The sequence below is a fragment of the Streptomyces sp. NPDC045778 genome, assembly GCF_056431945.1.
The window spans coordinates 289,958-316,928 of the sequence record NZ_JBWKJZ010000005.1 but is presented as its reverse complement, the minus strand read 5'-3'; the positions used below and the strand labels follow the sequence as shown (position 1 = coordinate 316,928).

Genomic DNA, 26,971 nt, shown 5'->3' with positions numbered 1-26,971 from the left:
CGGTCGCGGCACGCGAAGCACCGGATTCGGCCACACGCTAGCGGCAAGAACCCCGTTTCTCCACAGGCAGGACAAAGTTCGAGTGAACTGACGTCATAGCTCTTGGCTAGCCGTCGAAAGGGGGCTAGCTTCATCCGCGCTGTTGTTGTAGTCGCCGCAGTCGTGACCAACGAGGGGTCGGTGTTCTCATGCGGCTCACACCGCGCCAACAACCCTTAATCCCACGAGAGTTCGGCAGATCCAGGCACAGAGCCACCCGTCGCGCCTGGGCGGCGGGCATGGCCGCGGGGGCGCTCGCGGCCGGGGTCCTCTCCGGCCCCGCCGCGTCCGCGCGCCCCTTCCCCGAACCGCCGAGCGACGCGGAGGCGATGAAGACAACGATGTCACGGGCGTTGCCCGCGCCGCCCGGTGGCGCGGACGTCCGCGTCCTCGCCTTCTACGGATCCGCGGCGCCCGGTGACGAGTCGCCGGTCGTCGACGCCGCCATCGCCGCGATCGAGAAGATCGGCCGGTCGGGCCCCGCCGCTCAGCGGTTCACGGTCACGGCGACCGACGACCCGGCGGTGTTCACGGACGCCGAGCGCCTCGGCGCGTTCAACGCCGTCACCTTCGTCACCGGCGGCGGTGACGTGCTCGACCCCGAGCAGGAGGCGGGCCTCGAGGCCTACGTGGAGGCCGGCGGCGGCTTCCTCGGCCTGCACGACGCGGCCCGCGCGGAGCCGTACTCCAGCTGGTTCACGGGCCTGGTCGGCGCCCGCCCCAAGGACGAGGACCCGGCGGCCGTGCAGCGCGCGACCGTCGAGGTCGGCGACCGGCAGGGCCCCGCCACCAAGGACCTGCCCCTGGAGTGGAAGCGCCCCGACAGGTGGCTCAACTGGGAGACCAACCCGTCGGGTTCCGTCCACACGGTGGCGCGGGTGCGCGAGTCGACGTACAAGCCGGGCGCGGGCGCGAACGGCTGGGACCACCCGGTCTCCTGGTGCCGTGACTACGACGGCGGCCGCTCCTTCTACACCGGCATGGGCGGCACGGCCGACGCGTACGACGAGACGGACTTCCGGACGCATCTGCGTGGCGCCCTGCTGTGGACGACCCGCCTGGCACGCGCCGACTGCAAGGCGGCCATCACCACCAACTACCGGGCCGAGCGCCTGACCCGGCCCAACAAGCCCGGCGAGAACGACCAGATCGGCGAGCCGCACGGCCTGGTGACCGCGCCCGACGGCAAGGTCTTCCACATCGGCCGCGGCGGCGCCGACTCCTCGCGGCCGGTGGTCACCGACTGGAACGACCCGGACGTGGGTAAGGGCCGCGGCGAGATCCACGTCTACGACCCGAGGACCAAGGAGTCGACGCTCGCGGGCGCCGTGAGCGTCTTCGGCAACAAGGGCGGCGGCGGTGAGCTGACCAAGAACGAGGAGGGTTTGCTCGGCATCGAGCTGGACCCGCGGTTCGAGGACAACGGCTGGGTCTATCTGCACTACACGCCGCACGCCCGGGTCGACCGGGACAGGCACATGGGCGAGCGGTACGTCTCCCGCTTCACCTACGACGAGGCGTCCGGCAAGCTCGCCATGGACAGCGAGAAGGTGCTCCTCAAGTGGCCCGTGCAGCTGCACAGCTGCTGCCACGCGGGCGGCGGGATGGCCTGGGACTCGAAGGGGAACCTGTACATCGCGACCGGTGACAACAACTCCTCCGGCTTCAGCGACGGCTACGCGGGCAACAACCCGCAGCCGAACTTCAAGGGCGTCTCCTTCGCCGACGCCCGCCGCACGGCGGGCAACACCAACAACCTCAACGGCAAGATCCTGCGCATCCACCCCGAGCCGGACGGCACGTACACGCTTCCCCCGGGCAACCTCTTCACCGGCAAGGAGCCGGACGAGGGCGGCGGCAAGACGCGCGGCGAGATCTATGTGATGGGCGTCAGGAACCCCGCGCGCATCTCCGTCGACAAGAAGACCGACACGCTGTACGCCGGCTGGGTCGGACCCGACGCGGGACAGCCATCGACGACGTGGGGCCCGGCCAAGTACGACACGTTCGCCGCGATCACCCACGCCTCCAACCGGGGCTGGCCGTACTGCATGGGCAACAACCAGCCCTACCGCGACCGCAATCTGCCCGACCCGGGCAAGCCGCTCGGCTGGTACGACTGCGAGAACCTGCGCAACGAGTCGCCGAACAACGACGGCCTGGTGAAGATCCCGCCCGCCGAGCCCAACACCATCTGGTACTCCCCGCAGGGCGGCGGCATCGACTACCCCCGCGACGCCGACGGCGTCCCGAGCTACAAGGCGGAGGAGCAGAAGCAGCTCCTGCCCTGGCTCAAGGGCGGCGGGCAGGCGACGATGAACGGCCCCGTCTACCGCTACGACCCGGCGAGCACGAGCACGGACAAGTGGCCCGCGTACTGGGACGGCAAGTGGTTCGTCGGCGACTTCTACGACGGCGACCAGCCGCGGCACGCGGTGCTCACCGACCCGAGGACGGTCGGCGAGGGCGGCCTGCCGGTGCACGCCGAGTCCCTCCGCAAAATCGTCCCGGTGGGCAACGACCGCATCAAGAACCTCATGGACTGGAAGTTCGCCCCCGACGGTTCGCTGTACGTCCTCGACTACGGGCGCGGCTTCTTCACCTCGGACGCCAGGTCCGCGCTGTGGCGCGTGACCTACACCGGCGGCGAGGCGACCCCGGCCGCGCGGGACCTGGCCAGGAAGGCACCGTGATGAGATCCGCTTCCCCGCGGGCGCGCCGCCGGAGGGTGTGGCCCGCGCTGCTCGCCGCGCTCGCGCTCGTGCTCGGCCTGACCTCGGCTGCCGGGGCGCGCCCCGACGGGCCGGGGCCGCGGCAGCAGACCCTGACGTGGACCGCCGACAACGACATCAGCAAGTACAAGTCCGCGCCGGCGACGGCGGTCGCGGGCCGGACGACGATCGTCTTCGACAACAGCGTGGCGACCGGCAACACCACCGGGATGCCGCACACGCTGACGTTCGACGTCTCCGACCCGGAGTACAACAACGACGTCCCGCTGAACCTGCTCGCCAACCCGAACGACGAGAAGGGCGGCACGTGGACGGCCGAGGTGACCCTCACCCCCGGCCGCTACCGCTACTACTGCACGATCCCCGGCCACGGGGCGATGCAGGGCATCCTCGTCGTGACCGACGGCGGGGGCGGCGACACGACGGCACCGCAGACCAAGGCGACGGTCGACGGGGCCACGAACTCCGAGGGCGCGTACGTCGGTTCGGCGACGGTCACCGTGACCGCCACCGACGACGGCGTGGGCGTCGACAAGGTCGAGTACGCCCTCGGGGCGGGCGGCGCCTGGCAGCCGTACACCGGGCCGGTGGTGGTGAACACGCCCGGCACCCACACGATCCGCTACCGCGCGTCCGACAAGGCGGGCAACGTGGCCCCCGAGAAGGCCGTCGACTTCACGGTGGTGCCGCCGCCGACCGACGACAAAACGCCGCCGGAGACCTCCGCGACGGTCAGCGGCGAGCGGAACGGCCAGGGCCAGTACCTGGGCATGGCGACGGTCACGGTGACGGCCTCCGACGCGGGCTCGGGCCTGAACAAGGTCGAGTACGCGCTCGGCGACGGCGCCTGGACGACGTACACCGGGCCCGTCATGGTGCACGCCCTCGGCACCCACAAGGTGCGCTACCGCGCGTCCGACAAGGCGGGCAACGTGGCACCGGAGAAGGCCGTCGAGTTCACCGTGGTCGCGCCGCCGCAGGAGGACAGGACGCCCCCGGAGACCTCGGCGAAGGTCGAGGGCGAGAAGAACTCCGACGGCGCCTACATCGGCCGGGCGAAGGTCACGGTGACCGCGACCGACGCGGGCTCGGGCGTGGCCAAGGCCGAGTACTCCCTCGACGGCGGCCCGTACGTGGCCTACACCGCGCCGGTGGTGGTCGACCGCGTCGGGCGGCACACGGTGGCGTACCGGGCGAGCGACAAGGCGGGCAACACCGCGCCCGCGAAGTCGGTGTCCTTCACGGTCGACGAGGGCGGCGGCGTGCCGGGACCCGCCTGTCCGGAGTACGACGAGCGCCTGACGGTCTTCGTCGGCACGGTCGACACGGGCATCCCGAACCGGGTCACCGACAACCGCTGCCGCGTCGGCGAGCTGATCGAGGACGAGAAGGACTGGTCGTCGCAGGCGCTGTTCCTCAAGCACGTGAAGAAGGTGACCGACCGTCTGAAGCGGGCGGGCGAGCTGGACCAGCGCGAGTACGACAAGATCAACGAGGCGGCGCGGGAGTCCGGCATCGGCGAGCCCGGACAGACCGAGGGCTACCGGCACCTCTTCGACGGCACGCAGAGGTCCTTCGCCAAGTGGAGCTACGTGGGCGGCGGTTCGTTCGGCCTGAACGCCGACGGCTCGATGACCTCGGGCACCACGAGGAACGGGCTCGGCATGCTGTGGTTCCCCGGGCGCAAGTACGGCGACTTCTCGCTGAAGCTCCAGTGGCGGGACGACGCGCCTGGCTCCGGCAACGCCAACTCCGGTGTGTTCGTGCGCTTCCCGCAGGTCCACGACCATCCGGAGGAGCCGCGCCCGGAGTGGGTGGCCATCAAGTACGGCCATGAGGTCCAGGTCCTCGACCGGCCCGACGGCGACCTGTACAAGACCGGGTCGGTGTACGGCTTCGACCGGGTCGGCCTCGGGGGCGCGGGCGTGACACCCAAGGGCACCTGGAACGACTACGAGATCCGCGTGGTCGACCAGCACTACGCGGTCTACCGCAACGGCGTGCTCATCAACGAGTTCGACAACAGCGGCGGCCAGGTCTTCGAGCCGCCGCGCGGCGACGACCCGGGCACGGACGGGCGCCGCTTCGCGTCGGGCTACGTGGGCCTCCAGGTCCACGGGGTCACCGACGTGGTGTCGTACCGGGACATCCGGATCAAGGAGCTGTAGGCGCGCTCTCCCCGAGGCGGGTTCAGCCGTCGTCGTGCTTCGCGCGGCTCGGCTGGACCCGCTTCGGCTCGCCGGGCATCTTCGGGTACTCCGGCGGGTACGGCAGGTCGCCGAGGCCGTGGTCGCGCTCGTCACGGTCGGCCTGGTCGAGCAGGCCCTCCAGGGAGAAGGCGTGCTCGTCCATGTCCTGGTGCACGTCACCGGCCTCGGCGAAGCGTGCGGGCATGGTGCCGAGGTCGAAGTCGCGGGGCACGGCGTCGTCCAGCTCGTCCCAGCGCAGGGGCGCGGAGACGGGGGCGTGCGGCCGTGCGCGCACCGAGTAGGCGGAGGCGATGGTGCGGTCGCGGGCGGTCTGGTTGAAGTCGACGAAGATCCGCTCGCCGCGCTCCTCCTTCCACCAGGCGGTCGTCACGGCGTCCGGCATGCGCCGCTCCAGCTCGCGCCCGCAGGCGATGGCGGCCCGGCGCACCTGTACGAACGTCCAGCGCGGCTCGATCGGCACGAAGACGTGGAGGCCGCGCCCGCCGGAGGTCTTGGGCCAGCCGCGCAGCCCGAACCCGTCGAGGACCGCGCGGAGTTCATGGGCGGCCCGGACGGCGTCGGCGTAGTCGGTGCCGGGCTGCGGGTCGAGGTCCAGGCGCAGTTCGTCGGGGTGGTCGGGGTCGGCGGCGCGCACCGGCCAGGGGTGGAAGGTGAGCGTGCCGTACTGGGCGGCCCAGACCACGGCGGCGACCTCGGTCGGGCGGATCTCGTCGGCGGTGCGGCCGCTGGGGAAGGTGATGGTGCCGGTCGGGATCCAGTCGGGCAGGTTCTTCGGCGCCCGCTTCTGGTAGAAGGACTCGCCGCCGACTCCCTCGGGATAGCGCTCCAGGGTGGTGGGGCGGTCGCGCAGGGCCCGCAGGATCCCGTCGCCGACAGCGATGAAGTACTCGGCGAGGTCCCGCTTGGTGAAGCCGCGCTCGGGGAACAGCACGCGGTCCGGGCTGGAGAGCCGCACCGTCCGCTCTCCGGCCGTCAGCTCCACCGCCGCGCCCGCGCCACCCATGCGAGCCACGCTAGACGCCCGCGCGCGACCCCGCATATCGGGCGATTTCCCCTGCCCCGGAGCAGAATCGGGATCATGGACCTGCCGGTGATGCCCCCCGTGAAGCCCATGCTCGCCAAGTCCGTGGCGAAGATCCCGCCGGGCATGCAGTACGAGGCCAAGTGGGACGGCTTCCGGGCGATCGTCTTCCGGGACGGCCCGGAGGTGGAGATCGGCAGCCGGGGCACGAAGTCCCTGACCCGCTACTTCCCCGAGCTGGTCGACGCGCTGCGGGAGCGCCTGCCGCAGCGGTGCGTCCTGGACGGCGAGATCGTCGTCGCGCGCGGCGGGCGCCTGGACTTCGACGCCCTCACCGAGCGCATCCACCCGGCGGACTCGCGGGTGCGGCTGCTCGCCGAGCGGACCCCGGCGTCGTACGTCGCCTTCGACGTGCTCGCCCTGTTCGACGAGGCCGTGGTCGACCTCTCGCTGCGCGACCGGCGCCGGCTGCTCGCCAAGGCGCTCGAAGACGTGACGGCACCGGTGCACCTGGCGCCCGCGACCCTCGACGAGGAGGTGGCACGGGAGTGGTTCGAGCGGTACGAGGGGGCGGGCCTCGACGGTGTGATCGCCAAGCCCCTCGACCTCAGGTACCACCAGAACGAACGCCTCATGTACAAGATCAAGCACCAGCGGACGGCGGACTGCGTGGTCGCGGGGCTCCGCCTGCACAAGAGCGGACCCGTCGTGGGCTCGCTCCTGCTCGGCCTGTACGACGACGCGGGCACGCTCCAGCACGTCGGGGTGTGCGCCGCGTTCTCCATGAAGCGGCGCGAGCAGCTCATGACGGAGCTGGAGCCGCTGCGGATGGACTCCGCCGCGGGGCACCCGTGGGCGGCCTGGGCGGACGAGGCCGCCCACGAGAGCGCGCGGCTGCCAGGGGCGGTGAACCGGTGGTCCGGCAAGAAGGACCTGACCTGGGTGCCGCTGCGGCCCGAGCGGGTGTGCGAGGTGGCCTACGACCACATGGAGAACGGGGTCCGCTTCCGCCACACGGCCCAGTTCCGCACCTGGCGCCCCGACCGGGACCCGGAGTCGTGCACGTACGCCCAACTGGAGGAACCGGCCCGGTACGACCTGACGGAGGCGCTGGGCTCACCCCCCGCGTAGAGGCCTCGCCGCATCACTCACAGACGATTTCCCGCCAAGCCGCTCCCCACCGCTTCCGCCCCGGCGGACACGGCCGTAGGCTCCGCGCCTGACACAGGCGTTACCTACGGTAAGGGGAGGGTGTCATGGGGCGGCCGCAGGCAGCAGGAAGCACACGCCGGACCTTCGTGAAGGGCGCGGCGACAGCGGGCGGCGCGGCCGCCCTCGGCCTGGGCGGGCTGCCGGGCCCCGCGCACGCGGCCCCGCGCGCGAGACGCTCCGTCGCCGTCCTGGGCGGCGGCGTGGCCGGCCTGACCGCCGCCCACGAACTCGCCGAGCGCGGCTTCGCCGTCACGGTCTACGAGCGCCGCGCCCTGGGCGGCAAGGCCCGCAGCTTCGACGTCCCCGGCAGCGGGAAGGGCACCCGCAAACCGCTCCCGGGCGAGCACGGCTTCCGCTTCATCCCGGGCATCTACCACAACCTGCCGGACACGATGCGCCGCATCCCCTTCCCCGGGAACCGCAACGGCGTCTGGGACAACCTGGTCGCGCCTCCGGAGATGAGCTTCACGCGCTCGGGCGGCCGCGAGGACATCCGCCTCCCGATCCCCGGCCGCGACGGCGAGCCCGCCGATCTGACCCCCGACGACATCGCGCGCGCCCTCACCGCGTTCCTCGACACCGCCTTCAACATCCCGGCGCACGAGATCGCGTACTTCGTGAACCGCGCCCTGGTCTTCCTGACCAGCTGCGACGAGCGCCGCGACGACCAGTGGGAGGCCAAGCCCTGGTGGGACTTCGTACGCGCCAAGGACATGTCGTACGACTACCAGCGCATCCTCGCGATCGGCGTGACCCGCAACATCGTGGCGACGAAGGCGGAGGTGGCCAGCACCCGCACCGTCGGCACGCTCGGCGAGGCCTTCGTGTTCAACGCGCTCGGCCGGGGCGCGGACGGCCCGCCCGACCGCATCCTGAACGCGCCGACCAACGAGGCGTGGATCGACCCGTGGGTGGCACATCTGAAGTCCCTCGGCGTGGAGTTCCGCGTCGGCTGGACCGTGCGCGAGGTGGCGTACGGCGACGGCCGGGTGACCAAAGCGGTGATCGAGGACTCCGCGGGCACCCGCCAGGACGTCACCGCCGACCACTACGTGCAGGCCATGCCGGTGGAGCACGCCCGCAGGACGTGGGGCGCCGCGCTGCGCGCGGCGGATCCGCAGCTGGCGCGCTGCGACAAGCTGCGGACGGACTGGATGACGGGCATCCAGTTCTATCTGACGGAGCGTCCCAAGATCGTCGACGGGCACTTCAACTGCGTCGACTCCCCCTGGTCGCTCACGGGCATCGCGCAAGCCGCGCACTGGAAGGGCCGGGACTTCCCCGCCGACTACGGCGACGGCGTCGCGGTGGACTGTCTGTCGGTGGACATCTCCGAGTGGGACAAGCCGGGCATCCTGTACGGCAAGACGGCGAAGAACTGCACGCGCGAGGAGGTGGCGCGCGAGGTGTGGGCGCAGCTGAAGGCCCATCTCAACGACACCGGCAAGCAGGTCCTGACCGACGGCAAGCTGCACTCCTGGCACCTCGACCCGGGCGTCGACGGCATCGGCGGCCCGAACCCGACGAACGACGACGAGCTGCTGATCCACCCGGTGGGCACGCTGCACCACCGCCCCTCGGCCGCGACGAAGATCCCCAACTTCTTCCTCGCGGGCGACTACGTGGCCGTGGACATCGACCTGGCCACCATGGAGGGCGCCAACGCGGCCGCGCGGCAGGCGGTCAACGCCCTGCTCGACCGGGAGGGCTCGGACGCGAAGCGGTGCACGGTGAAGGCCCTCTACCGCGCCCCGGAGATCGAGGGACTCAAGCGCGCCGACCGCACGCGCTACCGCCTCGGTCTGCGGAACGCCTTCGACCTCGGCTGAAAACAGCCGTCCGCGGGGTACATCCCCGGCATGAAACAGCGAACACGCGTGGGGCACACCACGGCGCGCGGAGCGCGAGCATGGCGTACGGCGGTCGCGGTGCTGGCCCTGGCCACGCTCGCGCCCGCCTGCACGCTGGAGAGACAGCGGACGGACGGGCGGCCGTCGCGCACGGACGGCGGCCGGGTCCTCGCCGTGAAGGTCGACAACGTGGGCCCCGCGCGCCCGCAGACCGGCCTGGAGGCGGCGGACGTCGTGTACGTGGAGCGGGTGGAGGCCGGGCTCAGCCGGCTGATGGCCGTCTACGCGCGCCGGCTGCCGCCCGTGGTGGGGCCGGTGCGCAGCGCCCGGGAGACGGACCTGGAGCTGCTGCGCCAGTTCGACGAGCCGGCGCTCGCCTTCTCCGGGGCACAGCGGAAGCTGCTCCCGCTGATCGCCGCGGCCCCGCTGCGCGCCCTGCCCCCGGACGGGACCCCCGGCAGGGCCTACTACCGGGGCGGCGCGAAGCCCGCGCCGCACAACCTCTACGTCCGCCCGGCCGCGCTGGGGGCGCGGGTGTCGGCCGACGGCCTGAAGAGCACGGGCTTCCGGTTCGGGCCGCGCCCGGCGGGCGGCACGCCCACGACCCGGCACACGACGCTCTTCCCCGCCGCGCGCTTCACCTTCACCTGGGTGGAGTACGAAGGACGCTGGCACATCGCGATGGACGGCACGCCCGCCCGCACCGCGTCCGGTGCCGCGCTCGGCGCCGCCACGGTGGTCGAGCAGCGCGTCGACATCCGCGACTCGCGCTTCCACGACCGCGCGGGCAGCGCGTCGCCGTTCAGCGACACGGTGGGCTCGGGCAGCGCGCGGGTGCTGCGCGACGGCCGCGCCTACGAGGCGCGCTGGCGGCGCGGCTCGCCCCGGGACGGCACCACGTTCACGACCCGCGAGGGCGAGCCGCTCACCTTCGCCCAGGGGCCCGTCTGGGTGGTGTTCACGACGGCGTGAGCGGCGCGGGTCGCGGGTCGCGCAGCTGCTCGGCCGCGTCCGCGACCCGCTGGGTCAGGTCGAGGAAGAGCCGCCGCTCCGCGGCGTTCAGCGGGGCGAGGAAGACCTGGTTCATGCGGGCCGTGCGCACCGTCAGCTTGCGGTGGACGCGCCGGCCGTCGGCGGTGAGGCGCAGCAGGGCGCGGCGGCCGTCCTGCGGGTCGCGGACCTTGTCGACGAGGCCGCGGCGGCTGAGCCTGCTGATGACCTCGGCGACGGTGGAGCGGTCGAGGCCCACGCGCTCGCCGACGCCGCGCTGGTCGAGGCCGGGCTCGGCGACCAGGCTGTTGAGGACCGCGAACTGGGGCGAGGTGGTCTCCTCCGAGACCATCGCGGTCCACAGGAGGTGGTGGGCCTGCTGGAGGCGGCGGGCGAGGTGCCCCGGATGGCTGGTCAGATCCACCGCTGCCATGGCGGTTCCCTCCCTGACACGACGGTTCGTGCACTGAACGATAGCTGACCTGAGGCAGCCTTGACGGCCTCGCCAGGGCAGTGGCAGCGTGAACTGGAGTTCACGGGACGGCAGATGGACATGCTCAGTGTGCTGACGACTCTGCGGAGATGAGGCTGCCCGGATGGACAAGGTGGTCGCCACGGCGGCGCAGGCGGTGGCCGACGTGGGGGACGGCGCGTCGCTCGCGGTCGGCGGCTTCGGGCTCAGCGGCGTGCCGAGCGCGCTGATCGAGGCGCTGCACCGGCGCGGGACCAGGGACCTGCGCGTGGTGTCGAACAACTGCGGGGCGCTCGGCACGGGCTTGGCCGTGCTGCTCGCCGCGGGCCGGATCGCCCGTGTGACGGCCTCGTACATCGGGGGCAACGAGGAGTTCGCGCGCCAGTACCTCACCGGCGGCCTCGAGGTGGAGCTGATCCCGCAGGGCACCCTCGCGGAGCGGCTGCGCGCCGGGGGCTGCGGCATCCCCGCCTTCTACACCCCGGCCGGGGTGGGCACGCAGGTCGCCGACGGCGGGATCCCCTGGCGGTACGACGGCGCGGGCGCGGTCGTGGTGGCATCGCCGCCCAAGGAGGTGCGGGAGTTCGACGGGGTGGCCCACGTCCTGGAGCACGGCATCCGCACCGACTTCGCGCTGGTGCGGGCGGCGCGCGGCGACCGGCACGGCAATCTGGTGTTCGCCAAGGCCGGGCGGAACTTCAACCCGCTGGCCGCGATGGCCGGGCGGGTGACCGTCGCGGAGGTGGAGGAGCTTGTGGAGCCCGGCGCCATCGACCCGGACGCGGTGCACGTGCCGGGTGTCTTCGTCCACCGCGTCGTCGCGCTCGGCCCGCGCGAGGCCGCCGCCAAGCGCGTCGAGAAGCGGACGGTGAGCGGCTGATGGCCTGGACCCGCGAGCAGGTGGCGGCCCGGGCCGCGGGCGAGCTGCGCGACGGCCAGTACGTCAACCTGGGCATCGGCCTGCCGACGCTGATCCCGGGCTTCCTGCCGCCGGGCGTGGAGGTGGTCGTCCAGTCCGAGAACGGCGTGCTCGGCGTCGGCCCCTACCCCGCGCCGGACGCGGTCGACCCGGACCTGATCAACGCGGGCAAGGAGACGGTCACCGTGCTGCCGGGGGCCGCGTACTTCGACTCGGCGCTGTCGTTCGGGATGATCCGCGGCGGCCATCTCGACGTGGCCGTCCTGGGCGCGATGCAGGTCTCCGCGCGCGGGGACCTCGCCAACTGGGCGGTCCCCGGGCGCCTCGTCACCGGGATCGGCGGGGCGATGGACCTGGTGCACGGCGCCCGCAGGGTGATCGTGACGATGGCGCACACCGCGAAGGACGGCTCGCCCAAGCTCGTCGAGGAGTGCGGCCTGCCGCTCACCGGCAGGCGGTGCGTGCACCGCGTCATCACGGACCTCGGGGTCTTCGACATCACCGAGGACGGACTCCAGTTGACCGAGTGCGCGCCGGGAGTCGGCGTCACCGAGATCGTCGCGCGGACGGCGGCGAAGGTGCGCGTCCCGGACGCGTGAGGGCCGGCCCGTACCGGTCCGGAAGGGAGCGGCATGACCCCCCATCCCCCGTACGACGGCGTGGCCGCGCGCCGGGCGGGCACCGCGCCGGGCCCGGGACGGCCCGCACCGGGCGCCGCCGCGCCGTGCGGCGTCCCGCCCTACCGCGGAGCCCTCCTGCGCCACCCGCGCCACTCCGCCGTGCCCGTGCGCGACCCGGACGCGGTGGAGCTGACCGGGCCCGTCTTCGGCGTCGCGGACGTCACCGAGCCCGAGCGCGATCTGACCCGCCAGCACCCGGGCGAGCCGCTGGGCGAGCGCATCACCGTCACCGGTCGGCTGATGGACCGTCAAGGGCGGGTGCTGCGCGGACAGTTGGTCGAGCTGTGGCAGGCCAACGCGGCCGGCAGGTACGCCCACCGGCGCGATCGGCACGCGGCGCCGCTCGACCCGAACTTCACCGGCTTCGGCCGCTGCCTGACCGACGACGACGGCGTCTACTCCTTCACCACGATCCGGCCCGGCGCCTATCCGTGGCGTAACCACGACAACGCCTGGCGCCCCGCCCATCTGCACTTCTCGCTGTTCGGCACGGCGTTCGCGCAGCGCCTGGTGACCCAGATGTACTTCCCGGCCGACCCCCTGCTCGCCCACGACCCCGTCTTCCAGTCGATCCCCGACGAGGCGGCGCGGGGCCGTCTGGTGGCCGCGTACGACCACGGTCTCACGGTGCCGGAGTGGGCGCTCGGCTACCGCTGGGACATCGTCCTGGACGGCCCGTCCGCCACCCGCTTCGAGGGCGGTGCCGCATGAGCCCCGTGCCGTCGCACGCGCCGACGCCGTCGCAGACCATCGGCCCGTACCACGGCTACGCGCTGCCGTTCCCGCGCGGCGGCGAGATCGCGCCCGTGGGCCACCCGGACGCCGTCACGCTCCACGGGTACGTGTACGACGGCAAGGGCGTCCCGGTGGACGACGGCCTCGTGGAGACGTGGCAGCCCGCGCCCGACGGCTCGCGCGTGGGCGCGCCCGGCTCGCTGCGCCAGGACGCGGTCAGCGGCAAGCCCAGGGGACGCGACGGCGTCACGTTCACGGGCTTCGGCCGGGTGCCGACGGACCCGGACGGGCACTGGGTGGTGCGCACCCTCAGGCCCGGCGGCGTTCCGTACGTCTGTCTCGCGGTGTTCGCGCGCGGGCTCCTCGACCACCTCTACACGCGCGCGTACCTGACGGACGACCCGGACGACGCCCTGCTCCGCTCCCTGGCCCCCGACCGGCGCGCGACGCTGCTCGCGCGCCCGGGCCCGCACGGCACGTACCGGTTCGACATCCACCTCCAAGGGGACGACGAGACGGTGTTCCTGGCGTTCACGTGACCTCGGCGCCCCGGTGCGGGGGTGCGCTCAGCGGGCTCCGTACGCGGGCAGGGGCGGCTCGGCGCGGGAGAGCAGCTTCAGGGCCGTCTCGCCCGCTTCCGCGGGGCTGTGGCGGGCGCCTTTGTCGGCGCTCGGCCCGGGGCGCCAGCCCTCCATGACGGTGATGCGGCCGCCCTCGGCCTCGAAGACGCGGCCCGTGACCCCGGACGAGGCGGCGGAGCCGAGCCAGACGACCAGCGGTGACACGTTCTCCGGGGCCATCGCGTCGAAGGCGCCCTGACCGGGAGCGGCCATGGCGCCGGCGAAGGTCCGCTCGGTCATGCGGGTGCGGGCGGCGGGCGCGATGGCGTTCACGCGCACTCCGTAGGCGGCGAGTTCGGCGGCGGCGACCAGGGTGAGGCCGAGGACGCCTGCCTTGGCCGCGCTGTAGTTGCCCTGCCCCACGCTGCCCAGGAGGCCCGCTCCGGAGCTGGTGTTGACCACGCACGCGTGCGGGGCGCGCCCGGCCTTCGCGGCGGCCCGCCAGTGCGCCGCCGCGTGCTTCAGGGGCAGGAAATGGCCCTTCAGGTGCACGCGCAGGACGGCGTCCCAGTCGTCCTCGTCGAGGTTGACCAGCATGCGGTCGCGCAGGAAGCCCGCGTTGTTCACGAGGGTGTCCAGGCGGCCGTAGGTCTCCAGGGCGGCCCGCACGACAGACGCCGCGCCCTCAGGTGTCGCGATGTCGCCGCAGTGCGCGACGGCGTCGCCGCCGGCCGCGCGGATCTCCTCGACGACGTCCTGGGCGGGGCCTCCGGAGACGCCGGAGCCGTCGAGCCCTGCCCCGAGGTCGTTGACGACGACCTTCGCGCCTTCGGCCGCGTACGCGCGCGCGTGGGCCCGGCCGAGGCCCCGGCCCGCGCCCGTGACGATCACGACGCGGCCCGCGCAGATCCCGGAATCGACGGCTGCGGTCATACGGAACTCCTTCGTACGGAACGGGGTTTCGGCCGGGCCTGCGGGCGAGGGGGCGCCGCGGGGTCAGTGGTTCACGGTCGCGGCGTCCAGGAACGCGGGCCGCTCGCCGCCGCCGTCCACCTGGAGGGCCGCGCCGCTGATGTACCGCGCGGCGGCGGAGGCGAGGAACACACAGGCGTCGGCGGCGTCCGCCGGGTCGGCGAGGCGGCCGAGCGGAATCGTGCGGGCCACCGCGGCGACGCCCTCCTCGTCGCCGTAGTGCAGATGCGTGCTCTCCGTGCGCACCAGGCCGAGCACCACGGTGTTCACGCGCACGTGCGGGGCCCACTCGACCGCCATGGTGCGGGCCAGGTTCGCCAGGCCCGCCTTGGCTGCGCCGTAGGCTCCGGAGCCGGGTGAGGGGCGCGTCCCGCTGACGCTGCCGATCATGATGATGGCGCCACCGGTCTCCTGACGGACCATCACCTCGTGGGCGGCGAGGGAGGTGTAGAGCGGGGCGAGCAGGTTCAGCTGGACGATCTTCGTCTGGCGGGCGGCGGTGGTGCCGGCGAGCAGGCCGAAGGGCGTGCCGCCCGCGTTGTTCACCAGGACGTCGAGCCGCCCGTGGTCGGCGGCGACCCCGGCGACCAGGGCCTGCGCCGCCTCGGCGTCCCGCAGGTCGGCCGGGCGGAACTCGGCGGTGGCGCCCGGCACTTCGACGGGCAGCTCGGGCGGTCTGCGGGCGCAGGTGACGACGTGTGCGCCCGCGGCGAGGAAGCCGCGGGCGATGCCGGCCCCGACGCCGCGGGTGCCGCCGGTGACCACGACCACCTGTCGATTGTCAGTCATCGCTGCTACCTTCCTGAGGAACTAACAAATGTTTGGTTGAAGGCGCTGGTCGAAAGGTAGCGGATCCTCTGATGCCTGTCTCCACTTCGCCCCCCGAGGAGGGCGTGGCCGTCGTCACCGTCGACTACGCACCGGTCAACGCCCTGCCCGCGCACGGCTGGTTCGCCCTGGCGGAGGCGGTGCGCGCCGCGGGCCGCGACCCCGGGGTGCGCTGCGTCCTGCTGGCCGCCGAGGGCCGGGGGTTCAGCGCGGGCGTGGACATCAAGGAGCTGCGCCGCGACCCGGGGCACGGCGCGCTGCTCGGGGTCAACCACGGCTGCGCGGAGGCCTTCGCGGCGGTGTACGACTGCGCGGTCCCGGTCGTCGCCGCCGTCCAGGGCTTCTGCCTGGGCGGCGGCATCGGCCTGGTGGGCAACGCGGACGCGATCGTGGCCAGCGACGACGCCACCTTCGGCCTCCCGGAGCTGGACCGCGGCGCGCTCGGCGCCGCCACGCACCTGGCCCGCCTGGTCCCCCAGCACCTGATGCGCGCGCTGTTCTACACGGCGCGTACGGCCACCGCGGCCGAGCTGCACGCGCACGGCTCGGTGTGGCGGGTCGTGCCGCGCTCCGGCCTGCGCGCGGCGGCCCTCGCCCTCGCGCGCGAGATCGCCCGCAAGGACGGCACGCTGCTGCGCCTGGCCAAGGCCGCGCTCAACGGCATCGACCCGGTGGACGTGCGCCGCAGCTACCGCTTCGAGCAGGGCTTCACCTTCGAGGCGAGCCTGAGCGGGGCGGCGGCCCGCCTCCGCGACGGCTTCGGCGCGCCCACCGCGCCGTGTGACGGGTCCGTGACCGCCGCGCCGTCCGACGGGGCTGTGACCGCCGCGCCGTCCGACGGTTCCGTGGCGGCCGGGGAGGACAGGGCATGAGCGATACGGGCGATGCGGCAGGCACCCGTCAGGGCCGGGGCGGCCGGGACAAGACCATGGCCCCCGAGGACGTCGTGGGACGCCTGGAGAGCGGGATGACGCTCGGCATCGGCGGCTGGGGGGCGCGCCGCAAGCCGATGGCGCTGGTGCGCGCCCTGCTGCGCTCCGACGTCACCGACCTGACCGTCGTGACGTACGGCGGCCCTGACGTCGGCCTGCTGCTCGCCGCCGGAAGGATCCGCAAGCTGGTCACGGCCTTCGTGACGCTCGACTCGATCCCCCTGGAGCCGCACTTCCGGGCCGCCCGCGAGCGCGGCGGGCTCGACCTGGTCGAGCTGGACGAGGCGATGTTCCTGCAAGGGCTCACGGCTGCCGCCCAGCGCCTGCCGTTCCTGCCGGTGCGCGCGGGCCTCGGCTCGGACGTGCTGCGGGTCAACCCCCATCTGCGGACGGTCACGTCGCCGTACGAGGACGGGGAGGAGCTGGTCGCGGCCCCCGCCCTGCGCATGGACGCGGCCCTGGTGCACCTGAACCGCGCGGACCGCCGGGGCAACGGCCAGTATCTGGGCCCCGACCCGTACTTCGACGACTTGTTCTGCGAGGCGGCCGACACGGCGTACGTGTCGTGCGAGCGCCTGGTCGACTTCGGCACCCCCGCCACTGCCGACGCCCCCGCCACTGCCGACGCCCCGGCCCCCCACGCGGCGCCCCAGACGCTCCTCGTCTCGCGGCACAGCGTGGCGGGCGTGTCCGAGACCCCCGGGGGCGCGCACTTCACGTCCTGCGTCCCGGACTACGGCCGCGACGAGCCGTTCCAGAAGGCGTACGCCACCGCGGCGGCCGCCCCCGGCGCCTGGGCGGAGTTCCGTGACCGCTTCCTCGCGGGCGACGAGGAGGACTACCACCAGGCCGTCCGGACCTGGCACAAGGAGCAGCGATGACGCGCCCCACGACCGCCGTCACCCGCGCCGAGTACTGCGTGGTCGCCTGCGCCGACGCCTGGCACGGCGACGGCGAGGTCCTGGCCTCCCCCATGGGCACGGTGCCCACGCTCGCGGCCCGGCTCGCGAAGCTGACGTACGCGCCCGACCTGCTGCTCACGGACGGCGACGCGCTGCTCATGGGGGACGTGCCCGCGCTCGGGGAGCGCTCGCGTGTGACGGAGGGCTGGCTGCCGTACCGCCGCCATCTGACGATGGCGATGGGCGGCCGGCGGCACGTGATGATGGGCGCGAGCCAGATCGACCGCTTCGGCAACCAGAACATCTCGTGTGTCGGCGACTGGCACCACCCCACCCGCCAGCTCCTCGGCGTACGCGGCGCGCCGCTGAACACCCTGAACCACGCGGTCAGTTACTGGATTCCGAAGCACGCGCGGCGCGTGTTCGTCGAGAAGGTCGACATGGTCAGCGGCGTCGGCCACGACCGAGCCGCCGCCGTCGGCCCCTCCGCGACCCGCTATCACGACCTGCGCCGTGTCGTGTCGGACCTGGGCGTGTTCGACTTCGCCACGCCCGACCGCTCGATGCGCCTGGTGTCCCTGCATCCGGGCGTGACGGTGGAGGAGGTCCGCGAGGCGACGTCCTTCGCGCTGCCCGCCGCCGAGGGGCCGCCCTTCACCCGCGAGCCGACGGCGGCCGAACTGCGCCTGATCCGCAACGTCCTGGACCCCACGGGGCTGCGCGACCGAGAGGTCCGCCCATGACGGCGGCACCGCTCCTGGAGACGCCCCTGACGCGGCTCGTCGGCGTGCGGTACCCGATCGTGCAGACCGGCATGGGCTGGGTCGCGGGCCCCCGCCTGGTGACGGCGGTGGCGAACGCGGGCGCGCTCGGCGTCCTGGCCTCCGCCACGATGACCCTGGGCCAACTGCGCTCCGCGATACGGGAGGTGAGGTCCGGCACGTCCGCCCCGTTCGGGGTGAACCTCCGCGCGGACGCGGCCGACGCGCGCGACCGCGTCCGGCTCCTCATCGGCGAGGGCGTGCGGGTCGCCTCCTTCGCCCTGGCCCCGTCCGAGGCCCTCGTCGGGGAGCTGAAGGCGGCCGGAGTCGTCGTGATGCCGTCCGTGGGCGCCCGCAGGCACGCCGAGAAGGTGGCGGCGTGGGGCGCGGACGCGGTCCTCGTCCAGGGCGGCGAAGGCGGCGGCCACACCGGCGACGTGGCCACGACCGTGCTCCTGCCCCAGGTCGTGGACGCCGTGGACATCCCCGTGGTCGCGGCGGGCGGCTTCCACGACGGCCGCGGCCTGGTCGCGGCGCTCGCGTTCGGCGCGGCGGGCGTGGCCATGGGCACCCGCTTCCTCCTCACCGCCGAGTCCCCGGTCCCGGACGCGGTGAAGGCCCGCTATCTGGCCGCCACGGTCAAGGACGTCACCCTGACCTCGCGCGTGGACGGCCTCCCCCACCGGATGCTCCGCACGGACCTGGTGGCCTCCTTGGAGCGCTCCGGCCGCGCCGCGACGCTCCTGCGCGCGCTGCGCCACGCGGCGGCGTTCCGCCGGATGTCGGGCCAGAGCTGGCCCGCCCTGGCCCGCGACGGCCGCGCCCTGAAGCGCGCCAAGCACCTCACCTGGCCCCAGGCCCTGCTCGCCGCGAACACCCCGATGCTGCTCAAGTCCGCCATGGTGGACGGCGACCCGGACCGGGGCGTCATGGCCGCGGGCCAGGTGGCGGGCGTCCTGTCCGACGTCCCGACGTGCGAGGAGCTGGTCGGGAGACTCATGAGGGAGGCCGGGAACACCCTGGAGCGCCTGGGGTCCCCCGAGCACGCCTAGGACAGGTCCGGCCCAGTCGGCGGCTGAGGACGAGGCCGCAGGCCGGTCGACCCGCGCCGGGGGCCCACTCCACCCGGACGCTAGACCCCGGCGAGGAACCGCTCGGCCTTGGCGGCAAGGCCGTCCGCCCCGCAGCTGCGCGCCAGCGCGAGCCCGCGCTCCAGCTCGTCCACGCTGCCCGAGGCGACGCCGTACTCCACGCGCGCGACGGCGTGTTCGTACGCGCAGGGCGAGGCCTCCAGATACGTCACTGCCTTCGCGTACAGCGCGACGGAGCGTGTCCCGGAGGCCAGCGCGGCCTCGCACCGCAGCGCCTCGCCGATCGCCGTGTCGGTGCCGAACCGCTCGGCCTGCACACGCGCGTCGGCGACCACGTCGGCGGCGCGCCGCGGATCCTCGTCGGCGAGGGCCCGCGCCAGGTCGTAGGCCCACGGCGCGAGCACCGTGTTGTACTGACCGCGCGCCGTCAGCGCCTTGGCGGTGGCCTCCAGTTCGTTGAGCCCCTCCTCCCGGTGGCCGAGGGCCAGAAGGAGCCTGCCGCGTACGGACATCGCGTCGGGGACGTAGATCGTGGAGGCGTTGGGCGGCGCGAAGCCGTAGCGGTCGGCGACGGCGCTCGCCTCGTCGGCGTGGCCGCGGGCGAGCAGCGTGTCGATGAGCATGCTGGCCGCCTCCCAGTGCATCGGCAGGCCGCCCTGGCCCACGCGGTCGGCGAGCCGCAGGCTTTCGCGCAGCGACTTCTCGGCGTCCCTGAGGCGCCCGCGCCTGCGGTAGACGTAGCCGAGGAAGGCGTGCGCGAGGGCGAGGTGGCCGCCGCTCCAGCCCGCCGTCTCGTACGCCTTGACGGCCTCGGTGAACAGGCTCTCGGCGCGGTCGAGCCGGTCGGCGAAGGCGTACGAACCGCCGAGCATCAGGCGCAGTTCGAAGCTCCACTCGGCGTCGGTCCAGCCGAGCCCGGGTGCCAAGCGGCCGTTGACGAGGGCGCGGTCGCACAGCTCGACGACCTCCTCGGCGTTCTCGCCGCGGGTCATCGCGTCGAAGGCACGCAGGATGAGCAGCGCGCGCTCGGCGTTGTCACGCCCGGACACGGACCCGGCGAGCGTGGCGAGCCGGCGGGAGCGGCCCGGCGCGTCCTCCTCGCCCGCGTGGATGCCCTCCCACATGAAGTGCACGGCCTGGAGGCGCAGCCGGTCGGGGCCCGCGGGCAGCCGGGCCGCCTCCTCGGTGATGGCGCGCAGGCCCTCGGTGAGCTGGTCGTTGTGCACCAGGGCCTGCGAGAGGCGGCAGACCGCGTCGACGCGCAGCTCCGGGCTGAGGCCGCTCATGGAGAGGGCCTCGCGCAGGTGCCCGATGGTGGTGACGGGCGAGGTGAGCAGGGTCGCGCAGCCGAGTTCGTAGAGCACGCGGGCGTGCACGTCGGGCCGGGGCGGCTCGCGCAGGGCCCGCTCCAGGCAGCGCCGGGCGGCGTCGGGCGCGCCGACCGCGAGGTGTTCGGCGGCGGCCTCGCGCAGCTGCTCGACGAGTTCGGGATCGTCGTCCGGGATCACTTCGAGCAGGTGCCGGGAGGCCGCGGCGGCGCCGCGCCCGGAGCGGGTGACGGCCCAGGCGGCCCGGCCGTGCATCGCGGTGCGGGTGGCGGGCGGGATGGAGTGGTACACGGCGGAGGCGATCAGCGGGTGCACGAACTCCAGGCCCTCCTCGCCGCCGGTCACGATGCGGGCGGCGCGCAGTCGCTCGGCGCACAGCTCGGCGCCGTCGCGGGGCAGTCCCGCGAGGGTCGCGGCGAGGTCGACGGAGATCGCGGAGCCGAGGATCGCGGCGGCCCAGGCGAAGCGGGTGACGTCGGTGCCCAGCTCTTCGAGGCGGGCGACGAGGCCGCGGCCGCGGGCGGAGCGGTTCAGGGCACGCAGTTCGGCGGCCGAGCCCTCCACCGGCTCCAGCTCGCAGTCCTGCACCTTGGCGAGCAGTTCCACGGACTCGTACGGATTGCCGTCGGTGACGGCCCAGACCTCGCGGCAGAACGGGCCGTCCGCGTGCTCGCCGAGCGTGGCGCGGGTGAGCCCGGCCGTGGCGTCCGGGGTGAGCTTGCGCAGCCGGGTCGCCGGGCGGGCGGCGGCGGCGATGCGCGCGAGGTGGTGGACGCTGTCGCCCTCGGCCTCGCCGGGGCGGTAGGCGACCACGACGAGCACGGGCAGGTCGTCGAGGCGCTCGGCGAACGCGGCGAGCCAGTGCAGCGTCTCCTGGTCCGCCCAGTGCGCGTCGTCGACGAGCAGCACCAGCGGCCAGTGGAGGTGGGCGAGGCGGGAGACCACCGCGATCAGGCCGTCGCACACGGCCTGCGGCTCGGGCCTGCCGCCCCCGGGCTCGGCTATGCCGAGGGCGGGTCCTGCGATCTCGTACCAGTCGCCGAGATATTCACGGGCCTCGTCGGGGGACAGGGCCACGAGGGCGGGCTGGAGCAGTTGTCGTACGACGTTGAAGGGCACGGTCCTGAGGGTCGGGCCGCCGCGTGCCGCCCAGACGGTGGCCCGGCCGTGGGCGACGCGACGGACCTCGGTCATGAGCGCGGTCTTGCCGATGCCGGCCTCGCCGCTGAAGACGAGCAGGCCGCCCTCGGTCGTCATGTCCGAGCAGAGTCCGGAAACGGCCCGCTCGACCGCGCCGATCTCCTCGTCGCGCTCCCACAGCGGGGCCCAGGTGCCACCTCCGGGCCGTCCCTGCGTCATCGCGCTACCTCCCGGGGTCGCTCAATCGACGTACAGAACTTGAGACTAGCCGGGCCGGGGCCGTCGCGGAGCGCGGACCGCTCAGCTACTCCCGCACGGGTGACGGTCGGTCATATGCCAGACCACCTGGGGGGTACGGGTACGGGACGCCCGCGCGGCGCCCGGGGCGGCGGGTGGCGGCGGGTCGCGGGATCACAGCCGTTCGATGACGGTGACGTTGGCCTGGCCACCTCCTTCGCACATCGTCTGGAGGCCGAACCGGCCGCCCGTGCGCTCCAGTTCGTGCAGGAGCGTCGTCATCAGGCGGGCACCGGTGGCACCGAGGGGGTGACCCAGGGCGATGGCGCCGCCGTTGACGTTGACTCTCCGTGGGTCGGCGCCGGTCTCCCGCAGCCAGGCGAGCACGACGGGCGCGAACGCCTCGTTGATCTCGACGAGGTCGATGGCGTCGAGTGTCATGCCGGTCTTCTTCAGGGCGTGCGCGGTGGCCGGAATGGGCGCGGAGAGCATGCGGATCGGGTCCTCGCCCCGGGCGGAGAGGTGGTGGAGGCGCGCGCGGGGCGTCAACCCGTGGTCCCGCACGGCCCGTTCACCGGCGACGAGCAGGGCGGCGGCGCCGTCGGAGACCTGGGAGGAGCAGGCGGCGGTGATGCTGCCGCCGTCCATGACGGGCGGCAGGGCCGCCATCTTCTCCAGGGTCGTGTCGCGGCGCGGGCCCTCGTCGGTGACGACGTCTCCATAGGGCGCGATCTCGCGGGCGAAGCGGCCTTCGTCGACGGCGCGGAGGGCACGCCGGTGGGAGCGGAGCGCGAACTCCTCCATGTCCTGGCGGGTTATGCCCCACTTGTCGGCGATCAGTTGGGCGCCGTGGAACTGGTCGACCGGCCGGTCGCCGTAGCGGGCGCGCCAGCCGTCGCTGCCCGCGAAGGGGCCTTCGGTGAGGCCGAGGGGCCCGGCCGCCTGCCGGGAGGCGAAGGCGATGGGGACCATCGACATGTTCTGCGTGCCGCCCGCCACGACGAGGTCCTGGGTGCCGGAGAGGACGGCCTGCGCGGCGAAGTGCAGGGCCTGCTGGGAGGATCCGCACTGCCGGTCGACGGTCACTCCGGGCACCTCTTCGGGCAGCCCGGCCGCGAGCCAGCTGGTGCGGGCGATGTCTCCGGCCTGCGGCCCGACCGCGTCGAGGCAGCCGAAGACCACGTCGTCGACGGCGGCGGGGTCGACGCCGCTGCGCTCCATGAGCGCGGTGAGCACATGGGCGCCGAGGTCGGCGGGGTGCGCGGCGGCGAGGCCGCCGCCGCGCTTGCCTACGGGCGTGCGGACCGCCTCGACGATGTAGGCCTCGGCCATGGCTGCGTACTCCTCGCGTGACGGGCGCCGCGCGGCGGCGCGGGGCTAGGCGCGGACGGCGATGCCGTCCAGGACCATCGACAGGTACTGGCGGGCGATCTCCTCGGGGCTGTGGCCGCCGCCCGGCCGGTACCAGGACGCGGCGACCCAGACGGTGTCGCGCACGAACCGGTAGGTGAGGCGGACGTCCAGGTCGGCGCGGAAGACACCGTCGGCCACGCCCCGTTCGAGCGTGGTGAGCCAGGTCTTCTCGAAGCGCTGCTGGGACTCCAGGAGGTACTCGAAGCGGGTCTGGGCGACCAGGTGGCGGGACTCCTTCTGGTAGATCGCGACAGCCGCGCGGTGCCGGTCGATCTCCCGGAAGGACTCGGTGACGAGGGCCTCAAGCGTCTCGCGGGGGCCGAGCGGCGCGGCCAGGACCGCGTCGTACCCGTCCCACAGCTCGGTCAGGAACATCCGCAGGATCTCTTCGAGCATCGACTCCTTGGAGTCGAAGTGGTAGTAGAGGCTGCCCGCGAGCATGCCCGCGGCGTCCGCGATCTTGCGGACGGTCGTGGCGTTGTACCCCTGCTCGGCGAAGACCTCCGCGGCGATGCCGAGCAGTTCGGCGCGGCGCTCGGGCGAGGGCGGCGCCGGAGGCTTCTTCCGTTTCCGGGCCACGGGGGGCTTGGCGGGGCTCTGGGGCGGCTGTTTCTGGGTCGGCACGGGATCATTCTCCGCCTAGGGGTGCGGGCCGCTGACCGGCCAGGGTGCCGGCTGCTGACCGGATAGGGGTGCCGGCTGCTGGCCGACTAGGGGTGCTGGCTGCTGACCGAGACCGTCTCGCCCGTCATGTACGAGGAGTAGCCGCTGGCGAGGAAAACGATCACGTTGGCTATCTCCCAGGGCTCGGCGGGCCGTCCGAAGGCCTCGCGCGCGGTCAGCTCGTCGAGCAGGTCGGCGGTGGTGACCTTGGCGAGGTGGGGGTGCAGGGCGAGGCTCGGCGCGACCGCGTTGACCCGGATGCCGTGCGGGGCGGCTTCCAGGGCGGCGCAGCGGGTGAGGGCCATGACGCCGGCCTTGGCCGCCGCGTAGTGCGCCTGGCCGTGCTGGGCGCGCCAGCCGAGCACCGAGGCGTTGTTCACCACCACGCCGGGCGCGCCGGTGGCGCGCAGGCGGCGCAGGGCGGCACGGGTGCAGCGGAACGTGCCGGTCAGGGTGGTGTCGACGACCTGGTGCCACTGGTCGTCGGTCATGTCCGTGAGGGCGGCTGTGCCGCCCAGGCCCGCGTTGTTCACCACGATGTCCAGGCTGCCGTGGCGGCGCTCGGCGAGGTCCAGGAGGGCGGTCACGTCGGACTCCTCGGTCACGTCGCAGCGGGCGCCGTCGACGCGGTCGGGGCCGAACTCACCGGCGAGCGCGGCCACCACCTCCTCGGTGCGGCGCGCGTGCGCGTCCCCGATGACGACGCGGGCCCCCTCCTCCAGGAAGCGGCGGGCCGTGGCCGCGCCGATGCCCGCTCCGGCCGCCGCGGTGACCACGGCGGCGCGGCCGGTGAGCAGGCCGTGCCCTGGCACGTACTCCGGCGCTCCCATGGGTGAATCCCTCGATCGAGTGCTCGACTGCGGACCACCCTCACGATAATCTACCAAACACTTGTTAGGGAAGAGTGGGCGGCGGGACCGCCGACCGGGCGGGCGAGAGAGGGGAGCAGGGGGATGGACCTCGACTTCACCCCGGAGGAAGAGGAGTTCAGGCTGCGGGCGCGCGCCTGGCTCGCCGCGCACGTCCCGCGCGCTCCGCTGCCCTCGCTGGAGACCGAGGAGGGCTTCGCCGCCCATCGCGCCTGGGAGGGCACGCTGGCGGCGGACCGCTGGTCGGTGGTGTCCTGGCCCGAGGAGTTCGGCGGGCGAGGCGCCGGCCTCGTCCAGTGGCTCCTCTTCGAGGAGGAGTACTACGCGGCGGGCGCCCCCGGCCGCGTCTCGCAGAACGGCATCAGCCTCCTCGCCCCCACGCTCTTCGACCACGGCACGCCGGAGCAGCGCGCCCGCGTCCTGCCGCCGATGGCGCGCGGCGAGGTCGTCTGGGCCCAGGCCTGGTCGGAGCCGGAGGCCGGGTCCGACCTCGCGTCGCTGCGCTCCACGGCCCGGCGCGTGCCCGGCGGCTGGCGGCTGGGCGGGCAGAAGACGTGGTCGTCGCGGGCCGCGTTCGCCGACCGCGCCTTCGGCCTCTTCCGCAGCGACCCGCGCGCGGAGCGGCCGCACCAGGGCCTCACGTACGTCATGTTCCCGCTCGACGCGCCCGGCGTCACCCTCCGCCCCATCGGCCGCCTCGACGGCAGACCCGCGTTCGCCGAGGTCTTCCTGGACGACGTGTTCGTCCCCGACGAGGACGTGATCGGCGCCCCCGGCGACGGCTGGCGCATCGCCATGTCGAGCACCGCGGACGAGCGCGGCCTGACCCTGCGCTCCCCCGGCCGCTTCCTCGCCACCGCCGACCGCCTGGTCCGGCTCTGGCACGCCCACGGCGACCCCGCCGACACGGCGCTGCGCGAGCGGGTGGCGGACGCGGTGATCGGCGCCCGCGCGTATCAGCTCTTCACCTGGGCCCACGCCGCGCGGGCGACAGCGGGCGACAAGCTCGGCGCGGAGTCCAGCCTGAACAAGGTCTTCTGGTCGGAGTACGACATAGCGGTGCACGAGGCGGCCCTCGACCTCCTGGGCGCGGACGGGGAGTTGGCGGGCGGCGGGCCGGCAGGCGGTGAGAGGGCGAGCGGCGGGTCGGCGGACGGCGGGTCGGCGGACGTCCGGGCGGCGGACGGCGGCGAGCGCCCCGCCCCGGCCTCCCCGGCCCCCGCGCCCTGGGCAGACTGGACAGAGGGGTACGTCTTCTCCCTCGCCGGCCCCCTCTACGCGGGGACGAACGAGATCCAGCGCGACATCATCGCCGAGCGCCTGCTCGGCCTGCCCAAGGGACGGCGCTGATGAGGTTCCTCCTGGACGGCGAGCAGCGGGCGTTCGCCCGGGCGCTCGACGGCCTGCTGAAGGCCGCGGACACGCCCGCCGTGGCGCGGGCCTGGGCCGCGGGGGACCACGCGCCCGGGGCGGCGGTGTGGCACCGGCTCGCGGACGCCGGAGTGTTCACCCTCACGGCACCCGAGGAGTACGAGGGCGTGGGACAGCTGCCCATAGCCACCGCCGTCGCCTTCGTGGAGCTGGGGCGGCACGCCGTGCCCGGGCCGCTCGTCGAGACCGTGGCCGCGGCCGCGCTGCTGTCCCGCCTCGCCGAGCTGGGCGTGCCGGGGCCCGCGAAGCGGCTGCTGCCGTCCCTGGTGACGGGCGAGGCGCGGGCGACCCTCGCCCTCCCCGACACCGGGCCGTACGTCCTCGACGCGGACGCCGTCCCCGTCGTCCTCGTTGTCGGCGCCGGGCAGTTGAGACTCGCCCCCGGGCACGCGCGCGTGCGGGCCTCCCTCGATCCGGCGCGGCGGCTCGCCCGGCCGCTGCCGGGCGGGGAGGTGCTCGCGTCCGGCCCCGCGGTGGACGAGGCGGCCCGGTGCGCCCTGCGCTGGGCGGCGCTCGCCACGGCGGCGCAGTGCCTCGGCGTGGGGTGCGCGCTGCTCGACCGCACGGTGGCGTATGTGAAGCAGCGGACGCAGTTCGGCGTGCCGGTCGGGTCCTTCCAGGCCGTCAAGCACCGCCTCGCGGACGTGCTGGTGGGGCTCGAGTTCGCGCGGCCGCTGGTGTTCGGGGCCGCGGTGACGCTCGACGGGACGGAGGCCTGGGGGGACGTGGCCGCCGCCAAGGTCTGCGCGGCCGAGTCCGCGTACCGCTCGGCGCGGGCCGCGCTCCAGCTCCACGGCGCCATCGGGTACACGTCCGCGTACGACCTGTCCCTCTGGCTCCTCAAGGCCCGCGCCCTGCGGGGGGCTTGGGGCGGCACCGGGCAGTGGCGCGCCCGGGCCGTGCCACCGCCCGCCTGACCCCGGAGCGTCTCGTCCGACCGGCGCGCCGACGCGGTGGAAGGGGGCACGCGGCGGCGCGGGGCAG

23 protein-coding genes are annotated in these 26,971 nt (G+C 74.0%); 15 read left to right on the top strand and 8 right to left on the bottom strand.

The genetic code is table 11. From position 1 onward, the window contains the following. Positions 1-278 precede the first annotated feature (278 nt). Both AC07GB_RS09380 and AC07GB_RS09375 read left to right on the top strand, forming a co-directional pair. On the top strand, positions 279-2,732 hold the full coding sequence (locus AC07GB_RS09380; RefSeq protein ID WP_478843186.1) for a ThuA domain-containing protein: 2,454 nt from the start codon (positions 279-281) through the stop codon (positions 2,730-2,732). Further along, positions 2,732-4,939, top strand: a complete 2,208-nt coding sequence (locus tag AC07GB_RS09375) for an OmpL47-type beta-barrel domain-containing protein (protein WP_478843184.1) — start codon at positions 2,732-2,734, stop codon at positions 4,937-4,939. The genes AC07GB_RS09380 and AC07GB_RS09375 overlap by 1 nt, the downstream gene beginning before the upstream one ends. A gap of 22 nt (positions 4,940-4,961) precedes the next feature. On the opposite strand, the gene ligD is transcribed toward AC07GB_RS09375, so the two are convergent. Then, positions 4,962-5,984 carry a non-homologous end-joining DNA ligase gene (gene ligD / locus AC07GB_RS09370; RefSeq protein WP_478843182.1) on the bottom strand — a complete coding sequence of 341 codons (1,023 nt, stop codon included), beginning with the start codon at positions 5,982-5,984 and terminating at the stop codon, positions 4,962-4,964. A gap of 75 nt (positions 5,985-6,059) precedes the next feature. On the opposite strand from ligD, the gene AC07GB_RS09365 reads away from it, so the two are divergent. From AC07GB_RS09365 to AC07GB_RS09355, 3 genes are all read left to right on the top strand, one after another. Further along, positions 6,060-7,133: an ATP-dependent DNA ligase gene (locus AC07GB_RS09365; RefSeq protein WP_478843180.1), complete on the top strand. Its 1,074-nt coding sequence runs from the start codon at positions 6,060-6,062 to the stop codon at positions 7,131-7,133. 125 nt (positions 7,134-7,258) lie between these two features. Continuing rightward, positions 7,259-9,043 (top strand): hydroxysqualene dehydroxylase, encoded by a 1,785-nt coding sequence (locus AC07GB_RS09360; protein WP_478843178.1) that lies wholly within the window; start codon positions 7,259-7,261, stop codon positions 9,041-9,043. A 30-nt stretch (positions 9,044-9,073) separates the two neighbouring features. Next, a complete protein-coding gene (locus AC07GB_RS09355) occupies positions 9,074-10,036 on the top strand; it encodes a DUF3048 domain-containing protein (protein WP_478843176.1) in 963 nt (320 codons plus the stop codon). Here AC07GB_RS09355 and AC07GB_RS09350 read toward each other — a convergent pair. Continuing rightward, complete coding sequence (locus AC07GB_RS09350) at positions 10,023-10,487, bottom strand: MarR family winged helix-turn-helix transcriptional regulator (protein WP_478843174.1); 465 nt, start codon at positions 10,485-10,487, stop codon at positions 10,023-10,025. The genes AC07GB_RS09355 and AC07GB_RS09350 overlap by 14 nt on opposite strands. Positions 10,488-10,650: 163 nt before the next feature. On the opposite strand from AC07GB_RS09350, the gene AC07GB_RS09345 reads away from it, so the two are divergent. The 4 genes from AC07GB_RS09345 to pcaG are packed head-to-tail and all read left to right on the top strand — an operon-like array spanning position 10,651 to position 13,399. After that, the gene (locus AC07GB_RS09345) at positions 10,651-11,406 is read left to right on the top strand and encodes a CoA transferase subunit A (protein WP_478843172.1); all 756 of its coding nucleotides are present in this window, start codon (positions 10,651-10,653) and stop codon (positions 11,404-11,406) included. Next, complete coding sequence (locus tag AC07GB_RS09340) at positions 11,406-12,044, top strand: CoA transferase subunit B (protein WP_478843170.1); 639 nt, start codon at positions 11,406-11,408, stop codon at positions 12,042-12,044. Before AC07GB_RS09345 ends, AC07GB_RS09340 begins: the two co-directional genes overlap by 1 nt. Before the next feature lie 33 nt (positions 12,045-12,077). After that, the gene (gene pcaH, locus AC07GB_RS09335) at positions 12,078-12,836 is read left to right on the top strand and encodes a protocatechuate 3,4-dioxygenase subunit beta (protein WP_478843168.1); all 759 of its coding nucleotides are present in this window, start codon (positions 12,078-12,080) and stop codon (positions 12,834-12,836) included. After that, the gene (pcaG, locus tag AC07GB_RS09330) at positions 12,833-13,399 is read left to right on the top strand and encodes a protocatechuate 3,4-dioxygenase subunit alpha (protein ID WP_478843167.1); all 567 of its coding nucleotides are present in this window, start codon (positions 12,833-12,835) and stop codon (positions 13,397-13,399) included. Before pcaH ends, pcaG begins: the two co-directional genes overlap by 4 nt. A 27-nt stretch (positions 13,400-13,426) precedes the next feature. On the opposite strand, the gene AC07GB_RS09325 is transcribed toward pcaG, so the two are convergent. Continuing rightward, the gene (locus tag AC07GB_RS09325) at positions 13,427-14,353 is read right to left on the bottom strand and encodes an SDR family oxidoreductase (protein ID WP_478843165.1); all 927 of its coding nucleotides are present in this window, start codon (positions 14,351-14,353) and stop codon (positions 13,427-13,429) included. A gap of 63 nt (positions 14,354-14,416) precedes the next feature. Beyond that, positions 14,417-15,181 (bottom strand): SDR family oxidoreductase, encoded by a 765-nt coding sequence (locus tag AC07GB_RS09320; RefSeq protein ID WP_478843163.1) that lies wholly within the window; start codon positions 15,179-15,181, stop codon positions 14,417-14,419. Positions 15,182-15,252: 71 nt separating this feature from the next. Here AC07GB_RS09320 and AC07GB_RS09315 point away from each other — a divergent pair, with 71 nt between their 5' ends. Genes AC07GB_RS09315 through AC07GB_RS09300 form a run of 4 tightly spaced genes read left to right on the top strand, consistent with a single transcriptional unit; the run spans position 15,253 to position 18,867 of the window. Then, positions 15,253-16,092, top strand: coding sequence for an enoyl-CoA hydratase family protein (locus AC07GB_RS09315; RefSeq protein WP_478843161.1), 840 nt, complete (start codon positions 15,253-15,255; stop codon positions 16,090-16,092). Next, entirely contained in the window at positions 16,089-17,033 is a 945-nt protein-coding gene (locus AC07GB_RS09310; protein WP_478843159.1) for a CoA transferase subunit A, read from the top strand. The genes AC07GB_RS09315 and AC07GB_RS09310 overlap by 4 nt, the downstream gene beginning before the upstream one ends. Continuing rightward, entirely contained in the window at positions 17,030-17,797 is a 768-nt protein-coding gene (locus AC07GB_RS09305) for a CoA-transferase subunit beta (protein ID WP_478843157.1), read from the top strand. The genes AC07GB_RS09310 and AC07GB_RS09305 overlap by 4 nt, the downstream gene beginning before the upstream one ends. A gap of 14 nt (positions 17,798-17,811) precedes the next feature. Next, positions 17,812-18,867: an NAD(P)H-dependent flavin oxidoreductase gene (locus AC07GB_RS09300; protein WP_478843314.1), complete on the top strand. Its 1,056-nt coding sequence runs from the start codon at positions 17,812-17,814 to the stop codon at positions 18,865-18,867. Between the two features lie 80 nt (positions 18,868-18,947). On the opposite strand, the gene AC07GB_RS09295 is transcribed toward AC07GB_RS09300, so the two are convergent. From AC07GB_RS09295 to AC07GB_RS09280, 4 genes are all read right to left on the bottom strand, one after another. Continuing rightward, on the bottom strand, positions 18,948-21,593 hold the full coding sequence (locus AC07GB_RS09295; protein WP_478843155.1) for an ATP-binding protein: 2,646 nt from the start codon (positions 21,591-21,593) through the stop codon (positions 18,948-18,950). Between the two features lie 192 nt (positions 21,594-21,785). Further along, on the bottom strand, positions 21,786-22,943 hold the full coding sequence (locus AC07GB_RS09290; RefSeq protein WP_478843153.1) for an acetyl-CoA C-acetyltransferase: 1,158 nt from the start codon (positions 22,941-22,943) through the stop codon (positions 21,786-21,788). A gap of 45 nt (positions 22,944-22,988) precedes the next feature. Beyond that, complete coding sequence (locus AC07GB_RS09285; protein WP_478843312.1) at positions 22,989-23,603, bottom strand: TetR/AcrR family transcriptional regulator; 615 nt, start codon at positions 23,601-23,603, stop codon at positions 22,989-22,991. Positions 23,604-23,734: 131 nt separating this feature from the next. Further along, on the bottom strand, positions 23,735-24,517 hold the full coding sequence (locus tag AC07GB_RS09280) for an SDR family oxidoreductase (RefSeq protein ID WP_478843151.1): 783 nt from the start codon (positions 24,515-24,517) through the stop codon (positions 23,735-23,737). Between the two features lie 123 nt (positions 24,518-24,640). Between AC07GB_RS09280 and AC07GB_RS09275 the strand changes: the two genes are divergently transcribed. Both AC07GB_RS09275 and AC07GB_RS09270 read left to right on the top strand, forming a co-directional pair. Then, a complete protein-coding gene (locus tag AC07GB_RS09275; RefSeq protein ID WP_478843149.1) occupies positions 24,641-25,906 on the top strand; it encodes an acyl-CoA dehydrogenase family protein in 1,266 nt (421 codons plus the stop codon). Next, positions 25,906-26,904: an acyl-CoA dehydrogenase family protein gene (locus AC07GB_RS09270; RefSeq protein WP_478843147.1), complete on the top strand. Its 999-nt coding sequence runs from the start codon at positions 25,906-25,908 to the stop codon at positions 26,902-26,904. The genes AC07GB_RS09275 and AC07GB_RS09270 overlap by 1 nt, the downstream gene beginning before the upstream one ends. Positions 26,905-26,971 lie beyond the last annotated feature (67 nt).